We start from the raw sequence: 21007 nt of genomic DNA, 5'->3' as shown, positions 1-21007 counted from the left end.
CGCTTCCCAAGATCATCCGTTATAACAACAATATAGTTGAATGAGTTAAATGTTCTGAATTTATAAAAAGTAATCATTGTAACTTTAGTTCGTTTATGATAAGGTTGTTTTAGGGTTTTATATAAAGAACTAGGTTCTCTATGAAAAACCAGAAAGGCGGTTATCAAATTGAGCAAGAAATACTGGGTACCTGCTATCGAAAGAGCAGATTTGATACTAAGAGAAATCAGTAAGCATCCAAACGAATTACGATTGATAGATTTATCGAAAAGGCTAGAGATAAATAAAAGTTCTCTTTATTCCTTACTGAACACGTTAGAAACGTTAGGCTGGATCATCAAGACTACTAAAGACAGTTATAATCTAGGTCCAACCCTTGGTACTTTTAATTCAATGTATTTGAGTCAGTTCAATTTGATACAGAGCTTCTATAAAGAAGCACAAGAGGCTGTGTCCAATATTCAAGAACATATTCAATTGGGTACGCTTGAAGGTAATGATGTTGTGTACTTAGGAAAGGTAGAGGCGAAGACAAGGGTTCAGCTTGTTACGGAGCCAGGTATGCGTTTCCCAGCTTATGCATCTGCCGTAGGAAAAGTTCAATTAATTAATCATACGGTAGAAGAAATAGAAGATCTTTTCCCTGTTAAAACGTGGGATAAAAAGACTGAATTTACAACGTCTAATATTGAAGAACTTTGTAGCAAGGTATCGTTAGCAAAAACGAAAGGCTATGCGGTTGAGAATCAAGAGTCTGCTTTAGGCTTTCACTGTGTTGCTGCGCCTATCTATAATTTTGAAAAACAAATTATTGCAGGTATTAGCTTTACGATGCCCACAAATAGCTGGGAAGATAAATTTGAGGCAGCAAAAGAAGAGATTATCAAACTTGCGGCCAATTTATCGAAACTAGCCGGATATCAAGAAGTATCAAAGGAAGCTGCAATACTATAACTATACAACTACTGGAGGAATAGAAATGGTTACTAAAAATAATAGTGCAACGTTCAAGAACTTTATCAACAATGAATGGGTTTCATCACAGTCGAATGAAGTACTAGAGAGTATTAGCCCTATGAATAAGAACGAGGTAGTAGGCTATGTACAGAAATCTACTCAAGAAGATTTGGACAAGGCATTCAAAGCTGCCGAGGATGCTAAGAGTGCATGGAGAAAAATTGGTCAACATGCAAGAGGGCAGTTTTTGTTTAAAGTAGCAGATATCATCGAGCAGAATATCGACGATATCGCAGAAACTGCTACTAGGGAGATGGGGAAAACACTTCCAGAAGCAAAAGGTGAAACAGCTCGTGGTGTTGCAATCCTAAGATACTATGCAGGAGAAGGTATGAGAAAGAATGGGGATGTCATTCCTGCTTCTGACAAAGATGCGTTAATGTTCACAAGGCGCGTACCAGCTGGCGTAGTAGGGATCATTACTCCTTGGAATTTCCCAGTAGCTATTCCGATTTGGAAATTGGCACCTGCTCTTGTTTATGGAAATACTGTTGTGTTCAAACCAGCGACAGAAGCTTCAGTTACTGCTGCCAAGATTATCGAATGTTTTGCAAAAGCAGGACTACCTAAAGGTGTCTTAAACTTCATCGTAGGTTCTGGATCAGTTATTGGACAAGGGATGATTGAGCATTCATCTTTGAACGCGATTACTTTCACAGGATCAGAAAATATAGGGAAATCAGTAGCTAAATGGGCTGCAGAAAGTGGCGTGAAATACCAAATTGAAATGGGTGGAAAAAACCCTGTTATAGTTGCCAAAGATGCGGATCTTGATAATGCGGTAGAAGCAGTAATTAGCGGGGCTTTCCGTTCGACGGGGCAAAAATGCACTGCCACTAGTAAGGTCGTTGTAGAAAGCGCTATCTATGACGTATTCAAAAAGAAATTGCTAGCTGAAACAGAAAAAATTACAGTGGGAAATGGATTAAATGACGAAATCTGGATGGGACCATGTGCTAGTCAGGGCCAATTCGATACAGTAAAAGACTATATTGAAATCGGTAAGTCGGAAGGTGCGACATTGATTGCTGGCGGAGAAGTTCTAAGCGGTGATGAATTCGATAACGGATTCTATCTAACACCTGCAATTTTTGACAATGTCAAGGCAGATATGCGAATTGCACAAGAAGAAATTTTTGGTCCAGTTATCGCATTGATTGAGGCGAGCGACGTGGAGGAGGCAATCAAGATTGCAAATGATACGAAATTTGGGCTGAGCGCTTCCATCTTCACGTCCAATATAGGTTCACTCATGGAGTTCATCGATGAAATTGAAGTCGGTCTGGTTCGAATCAATGCTGAAAGTGCAGGCGTGGAACTACAAGCACCATTTGGTGGGATGAAAGGCTCGGGCTATGGGTCACGCGAACAAGGAGAAGCAGCACAAGAGTTTTACACGGAGATCAAGACAGTATTTATTAAGGCATAAAAGTAAAAGAACCTAAATTATCCATAAAGGAAGGTATATACTATGATGAATGAATCCCGGAAGTTATTAGAAAGTCTAGGTTATCCGTCCACTGACTCAAAGGAATTACCGACATCCACGAAGCGCTTCCCAGATGGGGCGCAGTATAGAATCGAACTACCAAGTACTGAAGGTCCTGTTGCCTTAAAAGAGACTTTAAAAGAACTCGACCGTCTTGGGATTACAGTTCATAGAATATCTCAAGGAAGCGGTATAATGCTTCAAACAGATGAAGAAATCAAAGAGATGTGCGAACTTACTGCTGAGCGTGGAATTGAACTTAGCTTGTTTGTAGGTCCACGTGGCACATGGGATATCAGTGCGCAACCTTTCACTTCGGGGGGGAAATCGATAGGTAATCGCCATGAAGGTGCAGATCAGCTTGTTTATGCGATGGAAGATCTTAAGCGCGGTGCAGATTTAGGATTGCGCGGTGCACTTGTAGCAGATGAAGGACTAGTGCTTTTGACGAAGGAAATGAAAAAGGCAGGACAATTGCCAGAGGACTTCGTTGTAAAAGCTTCTGTTCAAATCGGCTCGGCAAATCCTGTATCCATAAAATTAATGCAAGATATTGGAGCTGATACGTATAATGTACCAACGGCTTTGACTTTATCAAAGCTGGCGTCTATTCGTCAGGCAATTGATATTCCAATTGATCTGTACATCGAAGCACCGGATAATTTGGGAGGATTCCTTCGTTATTATGAGATTCCAGAAATCATTCGCGTTCTTGCACCTGTATATATTAAGTTTGGTCTACGTAATCATCCAGATGTGTATCCTTCTGGTCAGCAGTTTGAGGCTCTGAATAATTCATTGGTCAAAGAGCGTGTTAGAAGAGCCTCTATTGGTATTCAAATGATTAAGCGCTACTGCCCTGAAGCGAAGACTTCAGAATTAGGTGCTGAGGGACTTGGTATTGCCAAAGTGAATACTTCAAATGTTTCTAATTAACATCCAAAATAATCGATGCGGATGAAACAGTAAATACGGTAGATGATCCTGGTAACTATTTTCACCAGGATCATTTACTAATTCCTTCTATCTATTATAGCAGGAAGAAAGGTGAAGGTGGCTATGGGATATTCTTTTAAAGGTTATATGAGAAGCGATGGTTCAGCGGGAACTAGAAATAATATAGGGATTATCAGCTCCGTTATTTGCTCAAGTACTGTGACAAATGAAATTGCGAGTAAGGTTGATTGCGCGGTACCGATTGTTCACTCTAATGGTTGTGCACAATTAGGCGATGATTTCAACGTCACAAAAAGTATGTTATCAGGTGTTGCAGAAAATCCAAACTTCCACAGTAATCTATTAATAGGCTTAGGTTGTGAAACCAATCAAGTGACTGGTTTATTAGCAGCTATACCTAAAGTTAAGCCCATTGATGGATTTAGCATTCAGCAAATGGCGGGTGGGACTAATACAGTTGCTAAAGGTGTTGCAATTGCCAGCGAATGGTCTAAAGACATCACTAACCAGCAAAGAACGGAACTGCCAATTTCTAAGCTGAAAGTTGGGATCATTACAGCGGATATGGACGAACAGACATTAGCAATAACTACTCCTGTTGTAAGCGCTTTAATCGATAAGCTATTAGAAAACGATTCGACGGTTATTTGCAGTCTGACCAGAACACTTGAACCGAGTGGAAATCTTCTTGCTGCAAAAACCAAAGATATGCGTACAGCGGAAATGCTGAAAACACTGAGTGAAGGTCTTAATCGCCGTCGATGGGAAAAAGACGAAAGTTATGCGCTTTCAGTATTTACTGATGAAGAGAAGAGCCTTGCTGCGCATGAAGCGAAACTATTTGAATCAAATAATTTGGTAGAACTTTTAGATATCAACGAAAAACCGTCCGATAGAGGATTATATCTCTTGAAATCATCTGACAATATCGTTGAAACTATTTCCAACTTCGTTTCGGTGGGATGCAATGTGGCGCTGATTATTTCAAAAGAAGGAATCCTAGCAACTTCCAACGTTATCCCTTGCATCAGCCTAGCACCCTGTAATGTGAGTCAGACTCATCGTGATCATGTGGACTTTTATATAACACAAGGCAATGAAGAGAAGCAAACAGTTACCCTCTTAGAAAAATTACTTCAAGTAAGCTCTGGGGAACTAACGGCACTAGAAGAATATGAATTAGGGGAATTTGCAATCCCACATATTGGCACAACGTTCTGATGAAGGGGAGAGATCAGCATGGAAGTTAGTTACAACGCTTTAAAATTGGACCCAAAAGATAATGTGGCCGTCGCGTTACAACGGATTAGGGAAGGTGAGGTGGTGTTAATTAGTAATTTCGAAAGTAATCTGGTTGCCTTGGAGGAAATTCCCTACGGGCATAAAATATCGTTACATGTTATAAACGAAAATGAGGAAATTAAAAAATATGGAGAGTGTATTGGTAAGGCAACAAATGAGATTCCTACAGCTTCTCATGTCCATGTACATAACGTTCGTGGTCTAAATGAAAACGAAAGATTGGAAATCATTAATCATGTAATGGGAGACTAGAATCATATTTTTTTGCATACGGGGGGATCAAACATGAAGACATTCGGCGGATATCGCAGACCTGACGGCAGTATTGGCGTCAGAAACCATGTGATCGTAATCAATACAGTAGGAGAATTGAGTGCACTTACCAGGAAAATAGCCAATTTGACTCCGGGTGTTATTCCAGTTATTCATCACGGAGGGGTAGCTCAATTCCCGGAAGATCATACACAGACATTACGAACGCTAGTAGGTACTGCTGGTCATTCTAATGTAAGCGCTACACTGGTAGTAGGCACAGAAAATGATCCAATAGCGCAAGAAATTTATAAGGTTTTAAGGAAAAAAGGGAAGCCGGTCCATACAGTTTGTTTAAATAAGAACCAGAAAATACCGGAAATCCTGCAGGAAGGAAGATCCTGGTTGTTGACGGCTTTAGAAAATAGTAAAAAAGAAGTTCGTGAGCAATGTGATATTACTGAACTAATTGTTGGATTAGAGTGCGGTGGATCAGATGCATGGTCCGGAATCACAGCTAATCCTTCTATAGGGGCATTTTCCGATATGATTGTCCGCGAGGGTGGTACGAGCGTCTTAGCAGAAACTACTGAAGCGATTGGAGCGGAGCACATTTTAGCAAGCAATGCGATAAATCGTGAAGTGGGAAGAGAGTTCTTGGATATTGTTCGAACTTACGAGCACCGAATAAAGCAGACCGGGGAAGATATCCGTTCCGCGAATCCAACACCAGGAAATATGGCAGGCGGGCTAACTACACTTGAAGAAAAGTCGCTTGGCTGTATAAAGAAAGGGGGCGGCACGCCTCTAAAAGAAGTCATTTCATATGCAGGAAAACCGACTGAGAAAGGTTTTGTGTTTATGGACACACCTGGATATGACGTCGAGTCTGTATGTGGATTAGCAGCAGGTGGTGCACAGGTAGTGCTGTTCTCTACTGGTAAAGGATCCCCGACAGGCTCGCCAATCGTTCCGGTTATTAAAATCGGTACCAATCCTAAAGTCTATGAGATCATGTCCGAACATATCGATATTAATGCAGGTAAAATCATAGACCAAAACAATAGCATAAATGATATTGGTAAAGAAATTTTTGAAAAAGTCATAACTGTATCAAATGGGGAAAAGACTGCAGCCGAGAATGAACTAAATCAAGAATTCGCCATTTGGAGACTTGCTGAAAGTATATAAGTAACCTTATTGCAGCTAAAAAAATTAAAGTTAGATATTAGAAGGTGGCGAAACTTATGATTAAAAAGAACTTGGAGAGAATTCCTGGAGGTATGATGGTCGTACCTCTTCTTCTGGCAGCAGTTATTAACACATTCTTCCCTAATCTTCTGCGTATTGGCGGCTTTACTCAAGCGTTGTTCGTAGATTCTGTCCCAGTATTAGCAGCGCTCTACCTATTGACGGCGGGGGCCCAATTAAACGTTAAAAGTTTTGGCGTGAGTGTTGCAAAAGGTGCTACACTTCTAGGAATAAAGTGGTTTGTTGCCGGGGTCTTTACATTCCTAGCATATTTCCTGGCTGGTCCAAACGGTTTGTGGCTCGGTTTAGCTCCACTTGCGATTATGGCAGCCATGTCTAATAGTAATGGAATTGTCTACATGGCAGTAGCTTCACAATATGGTAATAAAGAAGATAAAGCTGCTTATTCTGTACTTGTATTGAATGATGGACCTCTTCTAACTATGGTTGCTTTATCAATATTCGGAGCCATGGGATTCGTTGAAGGAATGTTTTCTGCGACTGCTTTCATTACAGTATTGCTACCGTTAGTTATTGGAATCATCATCGGTAATACAGATATGGAATTGCGGGATATGTTGGTGAAAGGATCAGATATCATTATCCCTTTCCTATCATTCGCATTGGGTATGGGCATCAACTTAACAGATGTTGTAAAAGGTGGCGCGAGCGGCATTCTTCTTGGCGTTGTTACAGTCGTATTCACTGGAGGAGCAGCTTACCTGGTATTTAAAGCGTTGGGGTGGAATCCCATCGTAGGAGCCGCTGAAGGAACTACTGCCGGAAACGCGGTCATGGTACCCGGTGTCATTGCCGCTGCCAATGCATCGTTTTTGAGCGTTGCACCACTGGCTACTGTTCAAGTTGCAGCTTCGGCTGTTACAACGGCAATTCTGATTCCGATTGTACTTGCATTATTAGTGAAATACACAAAGTTTGAAGATAAATCTATTGCTTCAGAAGATCAAGAAACTGTACATCAAATAAATAGTGCAGTAAGTGAGAGTCAGGAATTTGCATTTGCAGGGAAGGTTGCCGGTATTGATGTTAGTAAGGTTAAGACAGAGTCGTATGATACACGACCGCCTCTGCGAAAATAGAGATGGGCATTCTAATAATAACTTTTTGCATATTTTTTTGATGTGGAACAATTTTGGCAGTTTATAATTATTCAAAAGGTGGCTCACAAAGAAACAAAGGTATTAACCTTGAAAACTCATTGTGAACCGTCTTTTTTTATGAAAAATAATATGACTAACGATTGAAATACAAACAAGAGAGAGACGAGTGGATTTAATAATTCAAAGCCTTGGTCTTAAATCTTCTCAAAGCATTAAAATGAAGTACCTCCACAAAACCTGTATAGTCATAGTCGATTAAACCATCTGTAATCGGCGTTAGATGTAAATTTATCACAATTTTGAACAAATTGATAAATACAAAAGAATACACGCTCGCAGCGGTGAACGGGGGGCATATACCGACTAGATTAAATCATACAGGAACTGATGTACAGTCATAAGAATTACGCTAGGACGCGACACAAAACGGCTCTTTAATAGAAGAATTATTCACATTGTTACAAAAGTGACTCCGACCTACCTTATAATCTAATAGATTAGCGACAAAACAATTTATAAAAAACTCTTTCCTTACAAACCATTTACACAGCCTTCCCCATATATTAATAATCTTCTAGTAGAGTGGAAGTTGATTACAAATACAGGAGGTTGTTTATTGTTGAAGAAGATGAGAAAGACCATCGTGCCCGTAGTAGCGCTTTCCGCTGCATTAATTGGTGGAGCCATTTGGACTAGTAATTATTCAGCGAGTTCAGCTGACGAAGTGGAACAGGACGACGCTCCGGAGATCAAGAACGTCATATTCTTGATTGGGGATGGGATGGGAAGTTCCTATACATCCGCTTATCGTTACTTCAAAGATGACCCGACTACCCCTGAGATCGAGTTAACAGCGTTCGATCAACATCTAGTGGGTCAACAAATGACGTATCCTGATGATGACGAGGAATCGATTACAGATTCAGCGTCCGCAGCAACGGCTATGTCATCAGGTGTCAAAACATACAATAACGCAATTGCAGTAGATAAACAGAAAGAGCGCGTGGAAACCGTTCTCGAAGCGGCAAAAAAGGCAGGGAAATCGACTGGGCTCGTCGCGACTTCTGAAATCACACATGCTACTCCTGCAGCATACGGTGCCCATAATGAAAGTAGAAAGAATATGGATGAGATCGCCGACGATTATTACAATGAACGCATCAATGGCGAGCATACAATTGATGTCCTTCTCGGTGGCGGGAAAAAACATTTTGTGAGGGAAGACTTGAGCCATGCGCATTCATTCGAACTGGATGGATACGGATATGTCACGACGAAAGAAGAATTATTGGACAATAAGAACGATAAAATACTTGGGTTGTTCGCGGATGGCGGCATGTCCAAAATGATCGACCGTCCGGCAGAAACGCCTTCGTTGGAAGAAATGACTGAAGCGGCAATTGAGCGATTGAAGAAAAACGAAGACGGATTTTTCCTCATGGTAGAAGGAAGCCAAATCGACTGGGCAGGACATGACAATGATATTGTTGGTGCAATGAGTGAAATGGAAGACTTCGAGAAAGCATTCAAGGCAGCCATCGAATTTGCGGAACAAGATGAGCACACATTAGTAGTTGCTACTGCGGATCATTCAACTGGAGGATTTTCTATAGGCGCGGATGGCGTATATGATTGGTCCGCTGACGCAATCAAAGCAGTGAAACGTACTCCCGCCTTCATTTCTCAAGAAATAGCAAACGGGAACAATGTAGAAGAGACATTGGTACGCTACATCGACCAAGAAAGTTTACCGTTAGAACAGAAAGAAATAGAAGCAGTCGAAGCGGCAGGTACAGAGGCGAGTGATGTTGAAACGGCTATTAAGCAGATTGTTGACACACGCTCCTATACGGGTTGGACAACCGGTGGACATACTGGTGAAGATGTACCTATTTATGCATATGGGCCATCCAAAGAGCGCTTTACAGGATTGTTAGATAATACCGATCATGCGAATATACTCTTTGAAATTATTGGAGGTAAGAAGTAATTCTTACAAACGGAACCAGGAAAAAATATGTGTGAAAAGTGTTTTCATAGTTCTATTTTTAAAAAAGTCCCTACGAAAAGAAGTTACAGCTCAAAACGAGCCGTAACTTCTTTTTTTGTACGCGAATTTAAACAAATAATAAATAAATTTTTAAAACCAGTATCCTTTTTGAATAATTCTTCTATATGACTAATGAAAGAACAAATCATCAAGCAACTAAACAGGAGGCACAGAATAATGAAACGAAAAATCCAAGATATCAAAATACCATTCTCCCCACAGTTTGCGGCAATAGTTGGCACGAATGAAGCGCTGTTTCTACAGCAACTGCATTATCGATTGCAAATATCTAAAAATATCAACGATGGTCATCGATGGGTGTATAACACGTATGAAGAGTGGACGCATGAATTCCCGTGCTGGAAGGCTCATGTGATGAAAAGGCTAGTGAAAAAACTGGAGACAGACGAACTGATCATTACTTCTGAATACAATAAAATGCCAATGGATCGCACGAAATGGTATCGGATTAACTACGAAAAGCTGTCACAGACGTGCGGCGAATTTGTACCATTCGAGCGGACAGAAATGGTCGATAGAGTCGAACAAAAACGTCTGTCTGAGGAGAACGTTTTGCTCCCAGCAATAACCAAAGAACTTAAACACACTACAAAGAAAAAAAGATATAGCGAGAAGGATCTCGCCACTATTTCTTCTGTCATTGAGTATTTAAACCAAAAAGCTTTCAAACGATTCAAGGACAATACGAATACGACGAGGGATCTTCTCCATGAGCGTATCGAAGAAGGCTACACACTGGACGATTTCAAACTAGTGATCGATACGAAGGTGGCGCAATGGCTCCATCACCCACAATTTCGTCACTACTTACAACCATCGACATTATTTAAAGCAGAGAAATTTGAAAATTATTTGAATGAAGCCCCAGTTGATATGGTTCGATCAATCGTATTGAAAGCCTATGTTTCACCCACATTAGATTTTGAAAAAGGAGAGAATGCATATGAGTTACGAACTTGCTGAAAAAAGCTTACTAGGTGCGATGTTTGAAGAAAATTATTTAATTCTCGATAGTCACATGCAAGCGAGATTCTTCCAGGGGCATGTTCATCAAATGATCTACATGGTCATGCGGGAATTGGCGCAGGAAGGAAAACCGGTAGATTATATTACCGTTTTGGCTGGAAGAGAACCGAGCGATCTAGGAGGAGTCAATTACGTATATGGGCTCAAACGATTTGCGAATGTCGTACGTTTTGATGAATACGAAGAGATGATCATCGACCAATGGAAAAAGCAAGAACTGGCACGGATATTGCAACAAGCGATTGAGCATGATTGGAGTGCGGATGATGTACTGCATACCTTAGGGGAACTGGAAGAACTCCGTAGCGGTAGAGAAGCGACTACTTTAACGGAACATCTACTCACACAATATGAAAGACCGTTCAGACCCGATGAAACAAAGCCTGGCATTTCAACAGGACTTAGCGATTTGGATAAAATCCTGAACGGCTTCCAAAGCTGCGAATACATCATCGTCGCGGCTCGGCCATCCATGGGAAAGACGGACGTGCTTAACCATTTCGCACTACAAGCCAGCAAAGATGGACATATGCCGATCATCTTCTCACTTGAAATGAGTCGTAAATCGATGATTGACCGAATGATCGCTGCGACAGGTGAATACAATCGCTTACGAATGCGCAATCCGTATAAATATTTCACCGAACCACAAAAAGAACGGTGGACACCCACGCTGAATCACTTGAACGGTGGGGGGATTCATATTGACGATCAAAGCACGTTAACCGTTAGAAAAATTAAAGCAAAAGCACGGAATATCATCAAAACGAATCCAACCAAACGACCGATTATATTCATTGATTACTTACAAATCATTCGACCTGAAGGCCAAGTAATCAATCAGACGGTAGCAATCGGACAGATCAGCAATGAATTAAAAGCGATGGCAAAAGAGTTCAACTGTCCTGTCGTCGTCTTATCGCAACTATCAAGAGCGTCTGAAACGAGGCACGACAAGCATCCCATCATGAGTGACTTGCGTGACTCAGGAAATATAGAGCAAGACGCTGATGTCATCGCGCTTCTCCATCGTGAAGATTATTACGACAGAGAGAAAGCACCGACAAATGTAATGGAAATTGAAATTGCTAAACACCGCAATGGACCGACCGGCACGATCACGACCATCTACAGCAAAGAAACTGGCAAGCTATATGACTTCGATAAAGACTATTACAAAAGGGGAGAAAACAGATGATCACTGTTCAAGACATGTTTGACTACGCACTAGAAATGGATTTAGCACACTTAGCCAACAGCATCTACTGGGCCTTACTAAAAGACGAAGTTACATTTCAGGATGACAGTAAAAAACTCCAAGCAATTGAATTTGACGAAATGGAAATTAAGCGATTGATGGAGAAAAACGACTTGAATATCGGCAAAGTAAATCTATTTGTCATGGACGGCCCTGATGACTGGTACGCCTTTTATCTAGCAGAACATTCACTGGATGCCTACCGACTACATGAAGAATTATTTCGCGAACAACAACGCAACATCACACGAGCTGATCGACTGATGATCCACTACATGACCTTTGCGGAAACCGGTGCCGAAGAATGTTTGTATGAACATAAGAAAGAGATTATTACGTACCCAGCGTATGTGGGGCACGCGAAAGCAGGAGAGCGTGTGTTGTATCGGGTGGAGGTGGGTGCATGACCGAAGAAGAACGCGGCGTGCTAATCTTGGTGATTTGCTTACGCTCGAATTATTCGATGCATTATGTAGAGCAGATGGGAGACGACGAGTTGGGGGCGTTGTACGAAAGATTGATAACCGAATGGTGAATGAAATCTACTGCATCATAGGATTAAAAAACCTCTGCTTATTCTTCTGCTAAAACATTATATAAATATAATTGAATCGAATTGCCCATATATTTAGATAATTTAAAATGATACCTTATACATAAGGGTATTCCATAACCCTCCTAGGCTATCGCCTCCAAAGGAGAATGAAAGATGAAAATAGAAGAACTCAAACACACCGATTGGATGAACAAAAACAAAATTATGGCGCTTAGCTTTGGACTGGCTGCGGGACTTGGACTCCTTGCTCAAATCCTTCTTCAGTCGTCGGCGATTATTATTACATCGGTTACCATTCCGTTCGTCGTCGCCATCCTTTTTTACTTAGTAATGAATAGATCCACTTTCATTGCGAAACAATTTCCATACATCTTAGTCTTTTTAACTTTCAGCATTTCCATGAGTCTTATTCTATTCTCAAATGCGAACCTAGGGACGATTGGCGTAATCTATCTAATCCTAGTGTTAGGTGCCGTACATGGAAAAATGCGCATTATTGGATTTGCCTACGCACTGAGTTTACTTGCACTGCTCGTGAACAATACATATTTCATATCGCCTGAAATTATTGTTGGAAGCGGTTCTAATTTACTTCTACTGCACTTTCTCACAGCCCTTTGCTTGTTTTTGTTGGTCAGACAGAATGATCGTGTCTTTCAACATGTGGAAGAGCTACTCGCACTGACGTCGCAGAAAGCCGAAGAAGAACAAGTGCTGTTTGAGGAGCTGGATACGGCGGTGACGAAAATCACGTCTAATCTAGCATTTATTCAAACGAATGCGGCCAGATCCACTACTTCTCAGCGTGAAATGTTAGAGGCGGTCAATGAAGTGAGTTCAGGCAGCCAACATCAGGCGGATCATATTGCGGAGATTGCGGAAAATGCGGAACAAACACATGAAGCGATTCAAGAGATTTCGGCAGGGCTTGGTGAACTAGGGGACAAAACAAACGACGCAGGGAGTAAGGCGGAGACAGGAACTACACAAATGGCTCGATTGAAAGAGAGTCTCGATACATTTGCCAAATTCTTTACAGATTTGAATGATACGTTCGGTATTCTTTCGAGCAAAATTGACGAGACGAATGCGTTTGCTAGTTCGATTAAACAAATTACAGAGCAAACGAATTTATTGGCGTTAAATGCATCGATTGAAGCAGCGCGTGCAGGCGAACATGGTAAAGGCTTTGCGGTAGTGGCGGATGAGATTCGTAAATTGGCCAGATTGACGGATGAGACACTTCAGAAAATCGACACGAACTTAGTGGAGTTAAATAGTACGAATACGATTGCCGTTGGAAAATTAGAAGAAGGCTTGAAGCAACTGACGATGCAAAACAGTGTGGCGGATGAATCCAGTGCATCATTCGGCATGTTGCATCAAGTCATGTCTGCATTGCAAAACGAGTTAGCTACATTTATCCATGAATTTGAGATCATTACAGGACGCACATTGACAATTCGTGAACGCACAGTAGAGTTTGCCGCGGTAGTGGAGCAGAGTACAGCGGCAGTAGAAGAATTAAATGCGACGCTGACTGAATTGGCAGGAGAGCAAGAAGAAATTGCAAAGTATATCAATGAAACACATGATGAAGCCATTTCGATTCGTAGAACGTAATATACGGTAGCTTACCAGTTGCAAATGAACCGAAAACGCAAAAGAAGTTACCCATACAAAAACGGTAACTTCTTTTATTTGTAGTTTTGCACATGGAAATACAATTGAAATCCCATATATAGAGACAATCTACAGGATTACGATTAGTATTGAATCTATAAGAGGGCTTTGTAGTTCATAAAAGCCACGTAATGATAGAATCGTTAGAGGTGTATAAATGGGGTTATTTTTCACGGTTATTTTACCGATTATTTCAGTATTCATAGTGGGGTTCATTTTACAAAGAGTCAAAGGCTTACACATAAAATCAATTTCTTCTCTTTCGATTTACATACTATCGCCGGCTCTTGTCTTTACTTCCTTATATAAGGCAGACTTTAATGCCAGCTATATGACGATCCTGATTTATATGTTTGCTCTTTTTTACGCAATGGTTTTGCTCAACAAAATCATTGCGAAAATCTTTAAATGGGATAAGAAAGTAGAGAGTGCTTCGATTTTGGCTACAGGTTTCATGAATTCTGGAAACTACGGTTTGCCGGTCGTGTTATTTAGTTTAGGAGAAAAAGCGCTACCTTATGCCATATTCATCATGGTCATACAATCACTGCAAAATAACTTCTTCGGTGTGTATTATGCATCACGCAGTACGAGTGGCATCGGTCGTTCGATAAAAATGGTCTTCAAAATGCCGACAACGTATGCCGCGATTTTCGCTTTCGTTTTCCAGTATTTCAGCATTACAGTGCCGGAATCCATTATGTCGACTACGTCCATGGTGGGGGATGCAGCGATTCCTGTGATGATGATCATGCTAGGGATGCAACTTGGATCGGTTGTTCGTAAGAAACCCAATTGGCAAGTAGTCATTTCAGGCGTAGTATTGAAAATGGTCATTGCACCTATACTTGCGTTTGTTTTCGTGCTGTTCGTTGGAATGGATCCTCTAGTAGGTACAGTCCTCATCATCATTTCAGCAATGCCTACAGCGGCCACGACGACTATGTATGCGATTGAATTTGATACCGAGCCGGAACTCGTTTCCATGATTACGTTAATTTCTACATTGCTTAGTATTATCTCGTTAAGTATTTTGTTGAATGTCATTATTTGAACGAACTAGCTGTATACAGGTGTTAAAAAACCCAAAATAAAAAGAAGTTGGAGCCCGAAATGGCTTCAGCTTCTTTTCGTTCCAATCATCTAAGTGAAAGTATTAAAACAGGGGAGTATGCAACGGTTTACACCCAGTTATAATTTCGGCAAACTAACTGTAAAGGTCGTCCCTTTACCAACCTCCGTATTTAGTAATAAGTTTCCATTATGGTCTCGAATGATTTTTTCACAGATCAACAATCCTAACCCTGTTCCATCCACTTTTGATGACATAAATGGATCACCTATTTGACGTAGGATTTCATCAGGGATACCTGGACCATTATCGGAAACATCAATCGTCACGTCATCCTGATCGTCTTTCACATGAAGCGTGATCGTTCCAGTTTCCATACCCTCCATCGCATTTTTGATTAAATTAATAAATACTTGTCTTATTTTTAATTCATCCCCAAAAATGGACATCTGGGTATTATCCAATTTTACATGCATGTCGATGGCTTTCTTGCCCAACTCCGATTCCATCTGCACCGTAACCACTTCGATTAAATCCGAAATATTGATCACTTTTTGATTGACTACATGGGTTTCAGCTAAGGATAAAAATTTAGATGCGGTTTGTTCTATCTCTGTTAATCCTTTTTTGATCCCATCAAATTGTGCTTGAGTAGCTTCACTACGATTACTAGCGGTGAGATCCAACAATTGTAAACGCCCTTGAACGACCGTAAGAGAGTTGCGAAGTTCGTGGGCAATGATAGAAGCTAATTTTCCAGTGATGTCTAATTTATCTCGACGCGTATCATGGTTTCGTAGTTCATTTTCAAACTGCAGTTGTTTTGCAATCCCTGTATAATGAACAGGGCCTTTTTTATATAAATGCGAAGGTGAGAAATCCGTATCCGTCATATGGTATTCATGGGTTTGCAAAAGTTCAATTAAGAGTGAACCGGATATAGATAAACCTTCATATGCACACACAATAATGTAATTCTTTGCGATGTTCGCTACTCTAGAGAAAAAATCGTCAAAGTTCTGTTCGTGTAATGCTATAGAAGGAATTAACGTTTTTTTACTCTGAAGCCGCCATGTCGCCAATCCCCACACGCGAAGTACGCATCCTTCTGTCACATGAGAATCAAAAAAAACATTTAAATTCTTTAAAACATGCTCAGCATTAAAATTTTCGTGCGTTTCGTATGCCGTGTCGGTATTAATAAAATAAATGGCCTCCACTTGCTCTTCCGTATAACCGGCATTCCTAAGATTTTCTTTAACGTAAGCAAAAAATTGTGGCTGATCTACATACAAAATAGTGTGGTCTTTATCCAGCCCTTCCGCTACATAGGAGGTAGCATGTTCTATATACTTGTTACTATCTGTGTACGTATACACCACATGACCTACTAGTAAGGATTCCATGCCTTTAATAGGTTCCGTTCTCCTATTTGTATCGCTTACATATGTGATTTTAAACACCTCCTCTGAATACAATGAATAATAAGTTATATTATACCATTATCTTTATCAAAAGCGACGCCAATTATGTCATATTTTAATATATTCATGGTATTCTGGGAGAGTGTTAGTTAAAGCGAGAGTCTTTAGAAAACATGGATCAGCGTGCCAGCCATACATGTTCGGGTAGGTGGGGCGGTGAGCAACAACTCCACTGCAAAAAACGTACACCACAAGTTCAGCAAAAGGTTTAAATGCTTTATGTAAGGGGTATGGTAAGCAAGCGAAGTTCATAAACAAGAAAGAAGGTGCCTTATGCTAAAATTATCAAACGCTGCATTGCTCGAAGCCTATGAAAGCACAGAAGAAATACGTGTAGAACCAGAATTTATTCAACTACTTGAAGAAGAAATAAAACGCCGTGGTTTATAGATGCCATGGCGTTTTTTGTTCGATATAGATAATCAAGAAGAAATCCGACGTTACACATATTTTGATTCAATTAACTCCACAATCGCATCTCCCACTTCAATAGTAGAAGAAGTACCGCCTACATCAGGAGTCAGTGCAGCCGCATCGACCAAATAGCTTGCCGTCTCCACATGTGGATACTCTCGACTCACTTCTTCAAACACTTGATTCCAGAAGACCATAGAGTAGTTCAATGCATTGGCTTTACTAATACTAGTTAACGTCTTCCCAAGATCTGAAGCCGTCTCACATGCATAGCGAATAATCCGCTCCGTCCCTTTACGAGAGAACACCCCCGTCTGCAAGACCACTTCTTCCGGCTTATCCGTAAACAACCAATCACCAGCACCCGAATATTCACCACCACTATTCTCCCGACTAAACAACATATCAATCGTCTCTTTTGTCCCATTCTCTATCGGACAAGGCGTACCGTTCAACATCTGAATCGGTCAGATATTGACATATTGATCAAACTGCTTTCGAATGATCAACAGTAAATCCCATAACGAAATATAATCAGGCACTCCAAGGGAAACCAACCGCGCCTAAATAGATCGCATCAAACGTCGACAGCGCTCCATCCCGTCACTTGCCATCATCTTTCCGTGCTCCAAGTAATACTCGCAGCCTCATGGAAAGTAGGTGAATTCGAATGATAGTCGTCCGTCCAGCTCGGCTACGCGTTTCATTAGTTTTATGCCTTCGTCGATTACTTCTGGGTCGGTCCCGTCTCCGGAGATTACGGCTATTTTGAATGGTTTCATTTTGTAGCTCTTTTCTATTTAGGAATCAGCTTATGTAAATAGATTATCATTTTGAGAAGGGGATACATAATCGGAATATTTTGATGATATTTGCGTGTGAATGATACAGCTGTCTAGCGGTAAACTAATCTTCTCATTGTATATAGCATTGGGAATCATACCGTTACCAGTAAGTAACATTGTAAATGTATTCGTGAAGATTATACTTAACTAGAAGTGCTTTTGAGATACTATGCCCCCGAGAGATGTGCAGAGTTGAGCGAAGTGCTTATCTTTTTTATTTGCCTTTAATAATGAATTACAATTAGCTGAGGGTTAAAGATCAGATAGTTGAGACGTCGAATATGGATTCCTTTTATTGAACGCAATTGTTGCGAATTCAGACATAAAAATGTTTGAATTACCTCACTACTCGTATAATATATAAGTATACGTGTTATTTTAAGATTAAATCTAAAATGGTTATAAAAAAGTATTAAGAGAAAGTGTGGGACTTACTATGCCGAACTTGAATTCAACAGAATTATTCATTATAAAAAGAATTTGCCATACTCACAATGTGCCAAACATTTTAGCTAGAGAACTCTTAAAAGAATCTAAAAGAAATACATATGAGAATAAGATTGAAAAAGAAAGAGTTAGAAATTATCGTGATTTGATGAATTATCATTTTTCAAAGGAGAACTAAAATGCTGTTTAAAAAGATTATCTTTAATAATTATAAAACATTCTATGGTATTCAAGAAATGAACTTTTATATTCCAAAAGAAGAACGTGAAGCGGAATTAAAAAAGAATATTATTTTAATCGGCGGTCTTAATGGAGCGGGGAAAACAACTATAATAAAGGCGATTCAAGAAGTACTATATGGGAATAGAAACTATACCCCGGAAGAATATAAAAAGCAGTTTTCTAATGTACTAAATAATACATATTATAGCGAGGGCGGAAACAACTGCTCTGTTACGTTAATACTAGAAACAGATTCTGGTGAGGAATGGCAAATACAAGTTAAATGGTATTTCAATAAAGATAAGGTTATGAGCCATTTTGAAAGAGAGCTACATATTAAAGCAGCGGGATCGACACATATGAAAAAAAGAAAAATAGATAATCCCGATGCTTACAATCGGCTCATCGATCTTATTATGCCATTTCATGCCTCTCCATTCTTCATTTTTGATGGTGAAGAAGTTAAAGATATAATTCTTCGTCAAAGTAGTAAAGAAATGCGAGATTCCATACATAAAATTACTGGTATGCAGTCGTATGAAAGGCTAATAGCAGATTTAAAAGTGGCTTACGCAGAAGTAGAAAGAGAGTCATTGAGATCATTTAGAAATAAAGAAGTTGGCCATCTTAATGACGAAATGGAAGAGTTAGAAAAGTTAGTACAAGAAAACCAAGAAAAAGTAGATACTTCTAGAAAAAAACTATTAGTGTTGTCTAATAAGAAAAAAGAATTAATTGATGAGCGCAATAAAGCATTCATTAACAATTCTAAATCCAGAGAAGAGATTGTTAAAAAACAAACCACTATTCAAAATAGTATATCCGCTAAAGAGGAACTACTAAAGAAAGAATACAATGATTCTATTGCTCAAATTATATTAAGCAAAAAGATAGAAGAATTACAGAAAGTATTAAAAAAAGAAAAAAGTATTAGAGATCAAAAAGTTGCGAGAGAGTTATCATTAAGTCCTTATAGAGAGTTTATGAATGCTCTTTTGCAACAAGAAATATCGCCTTCGTTAACGGAAGATCAAATCAAACAGATTAATGTTATAGGTGAAAGAGTGTGGTTAGGTAATTCAAATTCGGATATCGAGCATCAAGAGCTACATGATTTATCTAAAAGTGATTACAACACACTAATGAATATTAAGACAGATGGTTTGTCCAGTATTAAGAGAATTCAAATTCAATTGTCCGAACTTAAAAATGAGAATGAAAGAATTAATATAGAGTTGAGAAGTGCACCAGAGATGGTAGATACCTCTGAAATAGACGAAAAAATTAGTAGTTACTCAAAGCAAGAAGGTGTAGTAAGTGCTAATTCTAGAGTACATAATCGAAGGCAGTCAGAACTTGATGAGAAGAAAAGAAGCTTAAGAAACCAACTTAGTAGATTGTCTCCAGAAGCTGTGGGAGATTATGAAGCTTTAGAATTAGAAAAGACTCGTATACGCTCAGTGATTAATGCCTTGGAAGAGTTTATACAACAGGATACAAAATTAAAAGCTAAAATGATACAAAATGAATTTGTTAATATGTTAAATAAGTTATTTAGAAAACAAGGAGAGTTTAGTGAAATTACATTTGATATAGAAACTTACACTATAAGGTTGTTTAATGATAGAGGTCAGGAAGTTAATATTCAAGATAGGTCAGCTGGCGAGATGCAGATGATATCATCCGCGCTGATATGGGCACTTATTAAAGTTTCGGATTTAGACTTACCCGTCGTGATCGATACACCACTAGGGCGATTGGATAGTTACCATAGAACTCAATTAATAGAGCAGTATTATAATGAGTTAAGCCAACAGGTAATTATATTATCTACAGACACAGAAGTTTCCACTAATTATGTGGAAACAATGAATGAATATACTTACCGTCAATATATGTTGGATTATGATCAAGATAAAAAGTATACAATCATAAGAGATGGATACTTTGATTTGGTTAAGGGGGGGAGTATATGATTGCAGGAATTGGAAGAATTAGCGAGCAACATAAAGAAATTCTTGACGAACTAAGAGATGCATTGGATTTTGAAAGACCAAAGATACTTAAAATTGCATTAGCAAAAGGCATTGAAAGTAATGAAGTTACTGATATGGAAAAAGGATCCAACAAGCAAGGGACCTGGGAGTTTCAATGGACTATAATTAGTAACGCTGACTTATTGCTATTTAAACGTAAGCGTCAAAACGTGAACACATATTAATAGAAGAAGATTCGTGAGATACTCCTCCCATAGAACATGTTTTGGGAGGGATTTCTTTGAAAAGAAAAGAGAAAGAAGCATACTGGTCTGCGAAGATCGATGAATATCAAAGCAGTGGACTAGCACTTTCTGAATGGTGTGATACGGCAGAGGTCGCTGTCCATAATATGAAGTATTGGCTACGCAAGCAGTCGCCAGTTAATCCTGCCACACATCAGGAGACCAGTTGGGTCTCCTGTGTGGTGGAAGAGTCGATAGAAGATTCGATTTCGTTGAAGGTTAATCATGTGGATATCGAGGTGACGAGTGGCTATGATGA

The 21007-nt window shown here is 39.7% G+C and carries 19 protein-coding genes and 1 pseudogene; 18 read left to right on the top strand and 2 right to left on the bottom strand.

Annotation, left to right across the window (positions count from 1 at the left end; all coding sequences use genetic code 11):
* Positions 1–168 precede the first annotated feature (168 nt).
* The 14 genes from H605_RS0113980 to H605_RS0113915 all read left to right on the top strand — a co-directional run bounded on the left by H605_RS0113980 (position 169) and on the right by H605_RS0113915 (position 15037).
* Complete coding sequence (locus H605_RS0113980) at positions 169–954, top strand: IclR family transcriptional regulator (protein ID WP_029054797.1); 786 nt, start codon at positions 169–171, stop codon at positions 952–954.
* 19 nt (positions 955–973) lie between these two features.
* Positions 974–2446: an alpha-ketoglutaric semialdehyde dehydrogenase GucD gene (gucD, locus tag H605_RS0113975; RefSeq protein WP_029054796.1), complete on the top strand. Its 1473-nt coding sequence runs from the start codon at positions 974–976 to the stop codon at positions 2444–2446.
* A 45-nt stretch (positions 2447–2491) separates the two neighbouring features.
* A complete protein-coding gene (locus tag H605_RS0113970) occupies positions 2492–3442 on the top strand; it encodes a U32 family peptidase (protein ID WP_029054795.1) in 951 nt (316 codons plus the stop codon).
* 111 nt (positions 3443–3553) lie between these two features.
* Positions 3554–4684 carry a UxaA family hydrolase gene (locus tag H605_RS0113965; protein ID WP_155979544.1) on the top strand — a complete coding sequence of 377 codons (1131 nt, stop codon included), beginning with the start codon at positions 3554–3556 and terminating at the stop codon, positions 4682–4684.
* Positions 4685–4702: 18 nt separating this feature from the next.
* Positions 4703–5017, top strand: a complete 315-nt coding sequence (locus H605_RS0113960; protein WP_029054793.1) for a UxaA family hydrolase — start codon at positions 4703–4705, stop codon at positions 5015–5017.
* Positions 5018–5050: 33 nt separating this feature from the next.
* Positions 5051–6208, top strand: coding sequence for a UxaA family hydrolase (locus tag H605_RS0113955; protein ID WP_029054792.1), 1158 nt, complete (start codon positions 5051–5053; stop codon positions 6206–6208).
* Positions 6209–6264: 56 nt separating this feature from the next.
* Positions 6265–7368: a 2-keto-3-deoxygluconate permease gene (locus H605_RS17965; protein ID WP_081657952.1), complete on the top strand. Its 1104-nt coding sequence runs from the start codon at positions 6265–6267 to the stop codon at positions 7366–7368.
* Between the two features lie 637 nt (positions 7369–8005).
* Positions 8006–9379, top strand: a complete 1374-nt coding sequence (locus H605_RS0113945; RefSeq protein WP_418346984.1) for an alkaline phosphatase — start codon at positions 8006–8008, stop codon at positions 9377–9379.
* A gap of 237 nt (positions 9380–9616) precedes the next feature.
* Positions 9617–10423: a conserved phage C-terminal domain-containing protein gene (locus tag H605_RS17960; RefSeq protein WP_051210601.1), complete on the top strand. Its 807-nt coding sequence runs from the start codon at positions 9617–9619 to the stop codon at positions 10421–10423.
* Positions 10404–11684 (top strand): replicative DNA helicase, encoded by a 1281-nt coding sequence (locus tag H605_RS17955; RefSeq protein ID WP_051210600.1) that lies wholly within the window; start codon positions 10404–10406, stop codon positions 11682–11684. Before H605_RS17960 ends, H605_RS17955 begins: the two co-directional genes overlap by 20 nt.
* On the top strand, positions 11681–12151 hold the full coding sequence (locus H605_RS0113930) for a hypothetical protein (RefSeq protein ID WP_029054790.1): 471 nt from the start codon (positions 11681–11683) through the stop codon (positions 12149–12151). The genes H605_RS17955 and H605_RS0113930 overlap by 4 nt, the downstream gene beginning before the upstream one ends.
* A complete protein-coding gene (locus H605_RS19590; RefSeq protein ID WP_257788264.1) occupies positions 12148–12279 on the top strand; it encodes a hypothetical protein in 132 nt (43 codons plus the stop codon). The genes H605_RS0113930 and H605_RS19590 overlap by 4 nt, the downstream gene beginning before the upstream one ends.
* A 174-nt stretch (positions 12280–12453) precedes the next feature.
* The gene (locus tag H605_RS0113920; protein WP_029054789.1) at positions 12454–13923 is read left to right on the top strand and encodes a methyl-accepting chemotaxis protein; all 1470 of its coding nucleotides are present in this window, start codon (positions 12454–12456) and stop codon (positions 13921–13923) included.
* A 217-nt stretch (positions 13924–14140) separates the two neighbouring features.
* Positions 14141–15037, top strand: coding sequence for an AEC family transporter (locus H605_RS0113915; RefSeq protein WP_029054788.1), 897 nt, complete (start codon positions 14141–14143; stop codon positions 15035–15037).
* Positions 15038–15174: 137 nt separating this feature from the next.
* On the opposite strand, the gene H605_RS18460 is transcribed toward H605_RS0113915, so the two are convergent.
* Positions 15175–16434 carry an ATP-binding protein gene (locus H605_RS18460; protein ID WP_162141902.1) on the bottom strand — a complete coding sequence of 420 codons (1260 nt, stop codon included), beginning with the start codon at positions 16432–16434 and terminating at the stop codon, positions 15175–15177.
* Positions 16435–16812: 378 nt separating this feature from the next.
* Here H605_RS18460 and sda point away from each other — a divergent pair, with 378 nt between their 5' ends.
* Entirely contained in the window at positions 16813–16929 is a 117-nt protein-coding gene (sda, locus tag H605_RS18725; RefSeq protein ID WP_081657949.1) for a sporulation histidine kinase inhibitor Sda, read from the top strand.
* A 131-nt stretch (positions 16930–17060) separates the two neighbouring features.
* Here sda and H605_RS17945 read toward each other — a convergent pair.
* A pseudogene (locus H605_RS17945) lies at positions 17061–17735 on the bottom strand (isocitrate/isopropylmalate family dehydrogenase); the annotation flags it as partial.
* Between the two features lie 689 nt (positions 17736–18424).
* On the opposite strand from H605_RS17945, the gene dndD reads away from it, so the two are divergent.
* The 3 genes from dndD to tnpA form a co-directional block, all read left to right on the top strand.
* Positions 18425–20443 carry a DNA sulfur modification protein DndD gene (dndD, locus tag H605_RS0113890; protein ID WP_029054785.1) on the top strand — a complete coding sequence of 673 codons (2019 nt, stop codon included), beginning with the start codon at positions 18425–18427 and terminating at the stop codon, positions 20441–20443.
* On the top strand, positions 20440–20688 hold the full coding sequence (locus H605_RS0113885; RefSeq protein WP_029054784.1) for a hypothetical protein: 249 nt from the start codon (positions 20440–20442) through the stop codon (positions 20686–20688). The genes dndD and H605_RS0113885 overlap by 4 nt, the downstream gene beginning before the upstream one ends.
* A gap of 56 nt (positions 20689–20744) precedes the next feature.
* Positions 20745–21007 (top strand): IS66 family insertion sequence element accessory protein TnpA (gene tnpA / locus H605_RS0113880; RefSeq protein WP_029054783.1); only part of this gene is annotated, 263 nt, incomplete at its 3' end.

The sequence above is a fragment of the Sporosarcina ureae DSM 2281 genome, from assembly GCF_000425545.1.
GTDB lineage: Bacteria > Bacillota > Bacilli > Bacillales_A > Planococcaceae > Sporosarcina > Sporosarcina ureae.
Note: the sequence above shows the minus strand (reverse complement) of the source record. Positions and strands in the feature narration are given on the sequence as shown.

Excerpts from the sequence above, each read along its gene's own strand:
- H605_RS17960 (WP_051210601.1), top strand. The coding sequence starts at position 9,617 with ATGAAACGAAAAATCCAAGATATCAAAATACCATTCTCCCCACAGTTT.
- H605_RS0113915 (WP_029054788.1), top strand. The coding sequence starts at position 14,141 with ATGGGGTTATTTTTCACGGTTATTTTACCGATTATTTCAGTATTCATA.
- dndD (WP_029054785.1), top strand. The coding sequence starts at position 18,425 with ATGCTGTTTAAAAAGATTATCTTTAATAATTATAAAACATTCTATGGT.
- H605_RS0113955 (WP_029054792.1), top strand. The coding sequence starts at position 5,051 with ATGAAGACATTCGGCGGATATCGCAGACCTGACGGCAGTATTGGCGTC.
- H605_RS17965 (WP_081657952.1), top strand. The coding sequence starts at position 6,265 with ATGATTAAAAAGAACTTGGAGAGAATTCCTGGAGGTATGATGGTCGTA.
- sda (WP_081657949.1), top strand. The coding sequence starts at position 16,813 with ATGCTAAAATTATCAAACGCTGCATTGCTCGAAGCCTATGAAAGCACA.
- H605_RS0113920 (WP_029054789.1), top strand. The coding sequence starts at position 12,454 with ATGAAAATAGAAGAACTCAAACACACCGATTGGATGAACAAAAACAAA.
- H605_RS17955 (WP_051210600.1), top strand. The coding sequence starts at position 10,404 with ATGAGTTACGAACTTGCTGAAAAAAGCTTACTAGGTGCGATGTTTGAA.
- H605_RS0113930 (WP_029054790.1), top strand. The coding sequence starts at position 11,681 with ATGATCACTGTTCAAGACATGTTTGACTACGCACTAGAAATGGATTTA.
- H605_RS0113885 (WP_029054784.1), top strand. The coding sequence starts at position 20,440 with ATGATTGCAGGAATTGGAAGAATTAGCGAGCAACATAAAGAAATTCTT.
- H605_RS19590 (WP_257788264.1), top strand. The coding sequence starts at position 12,148 with ATGACCGAAGAAGAACGCGGCGTGCTAATCTTGGTGATTTGCTTACGC.
- H605_RS0113970 (WP_029054795.1), top strand. The coding sequence starts at position 2,492 with ATGAATGAATCCCGGAAGTTATTAGAAAGTCTAGGTTATCCGTCCACT.
- H605_RS0113960 (WP_029054793.1), top strand. The coding sequence starts at position 4,703 with ATGGAAGTTAGTTACAACGCTTTAAAATTGGACCCAAAAGATAATGTG.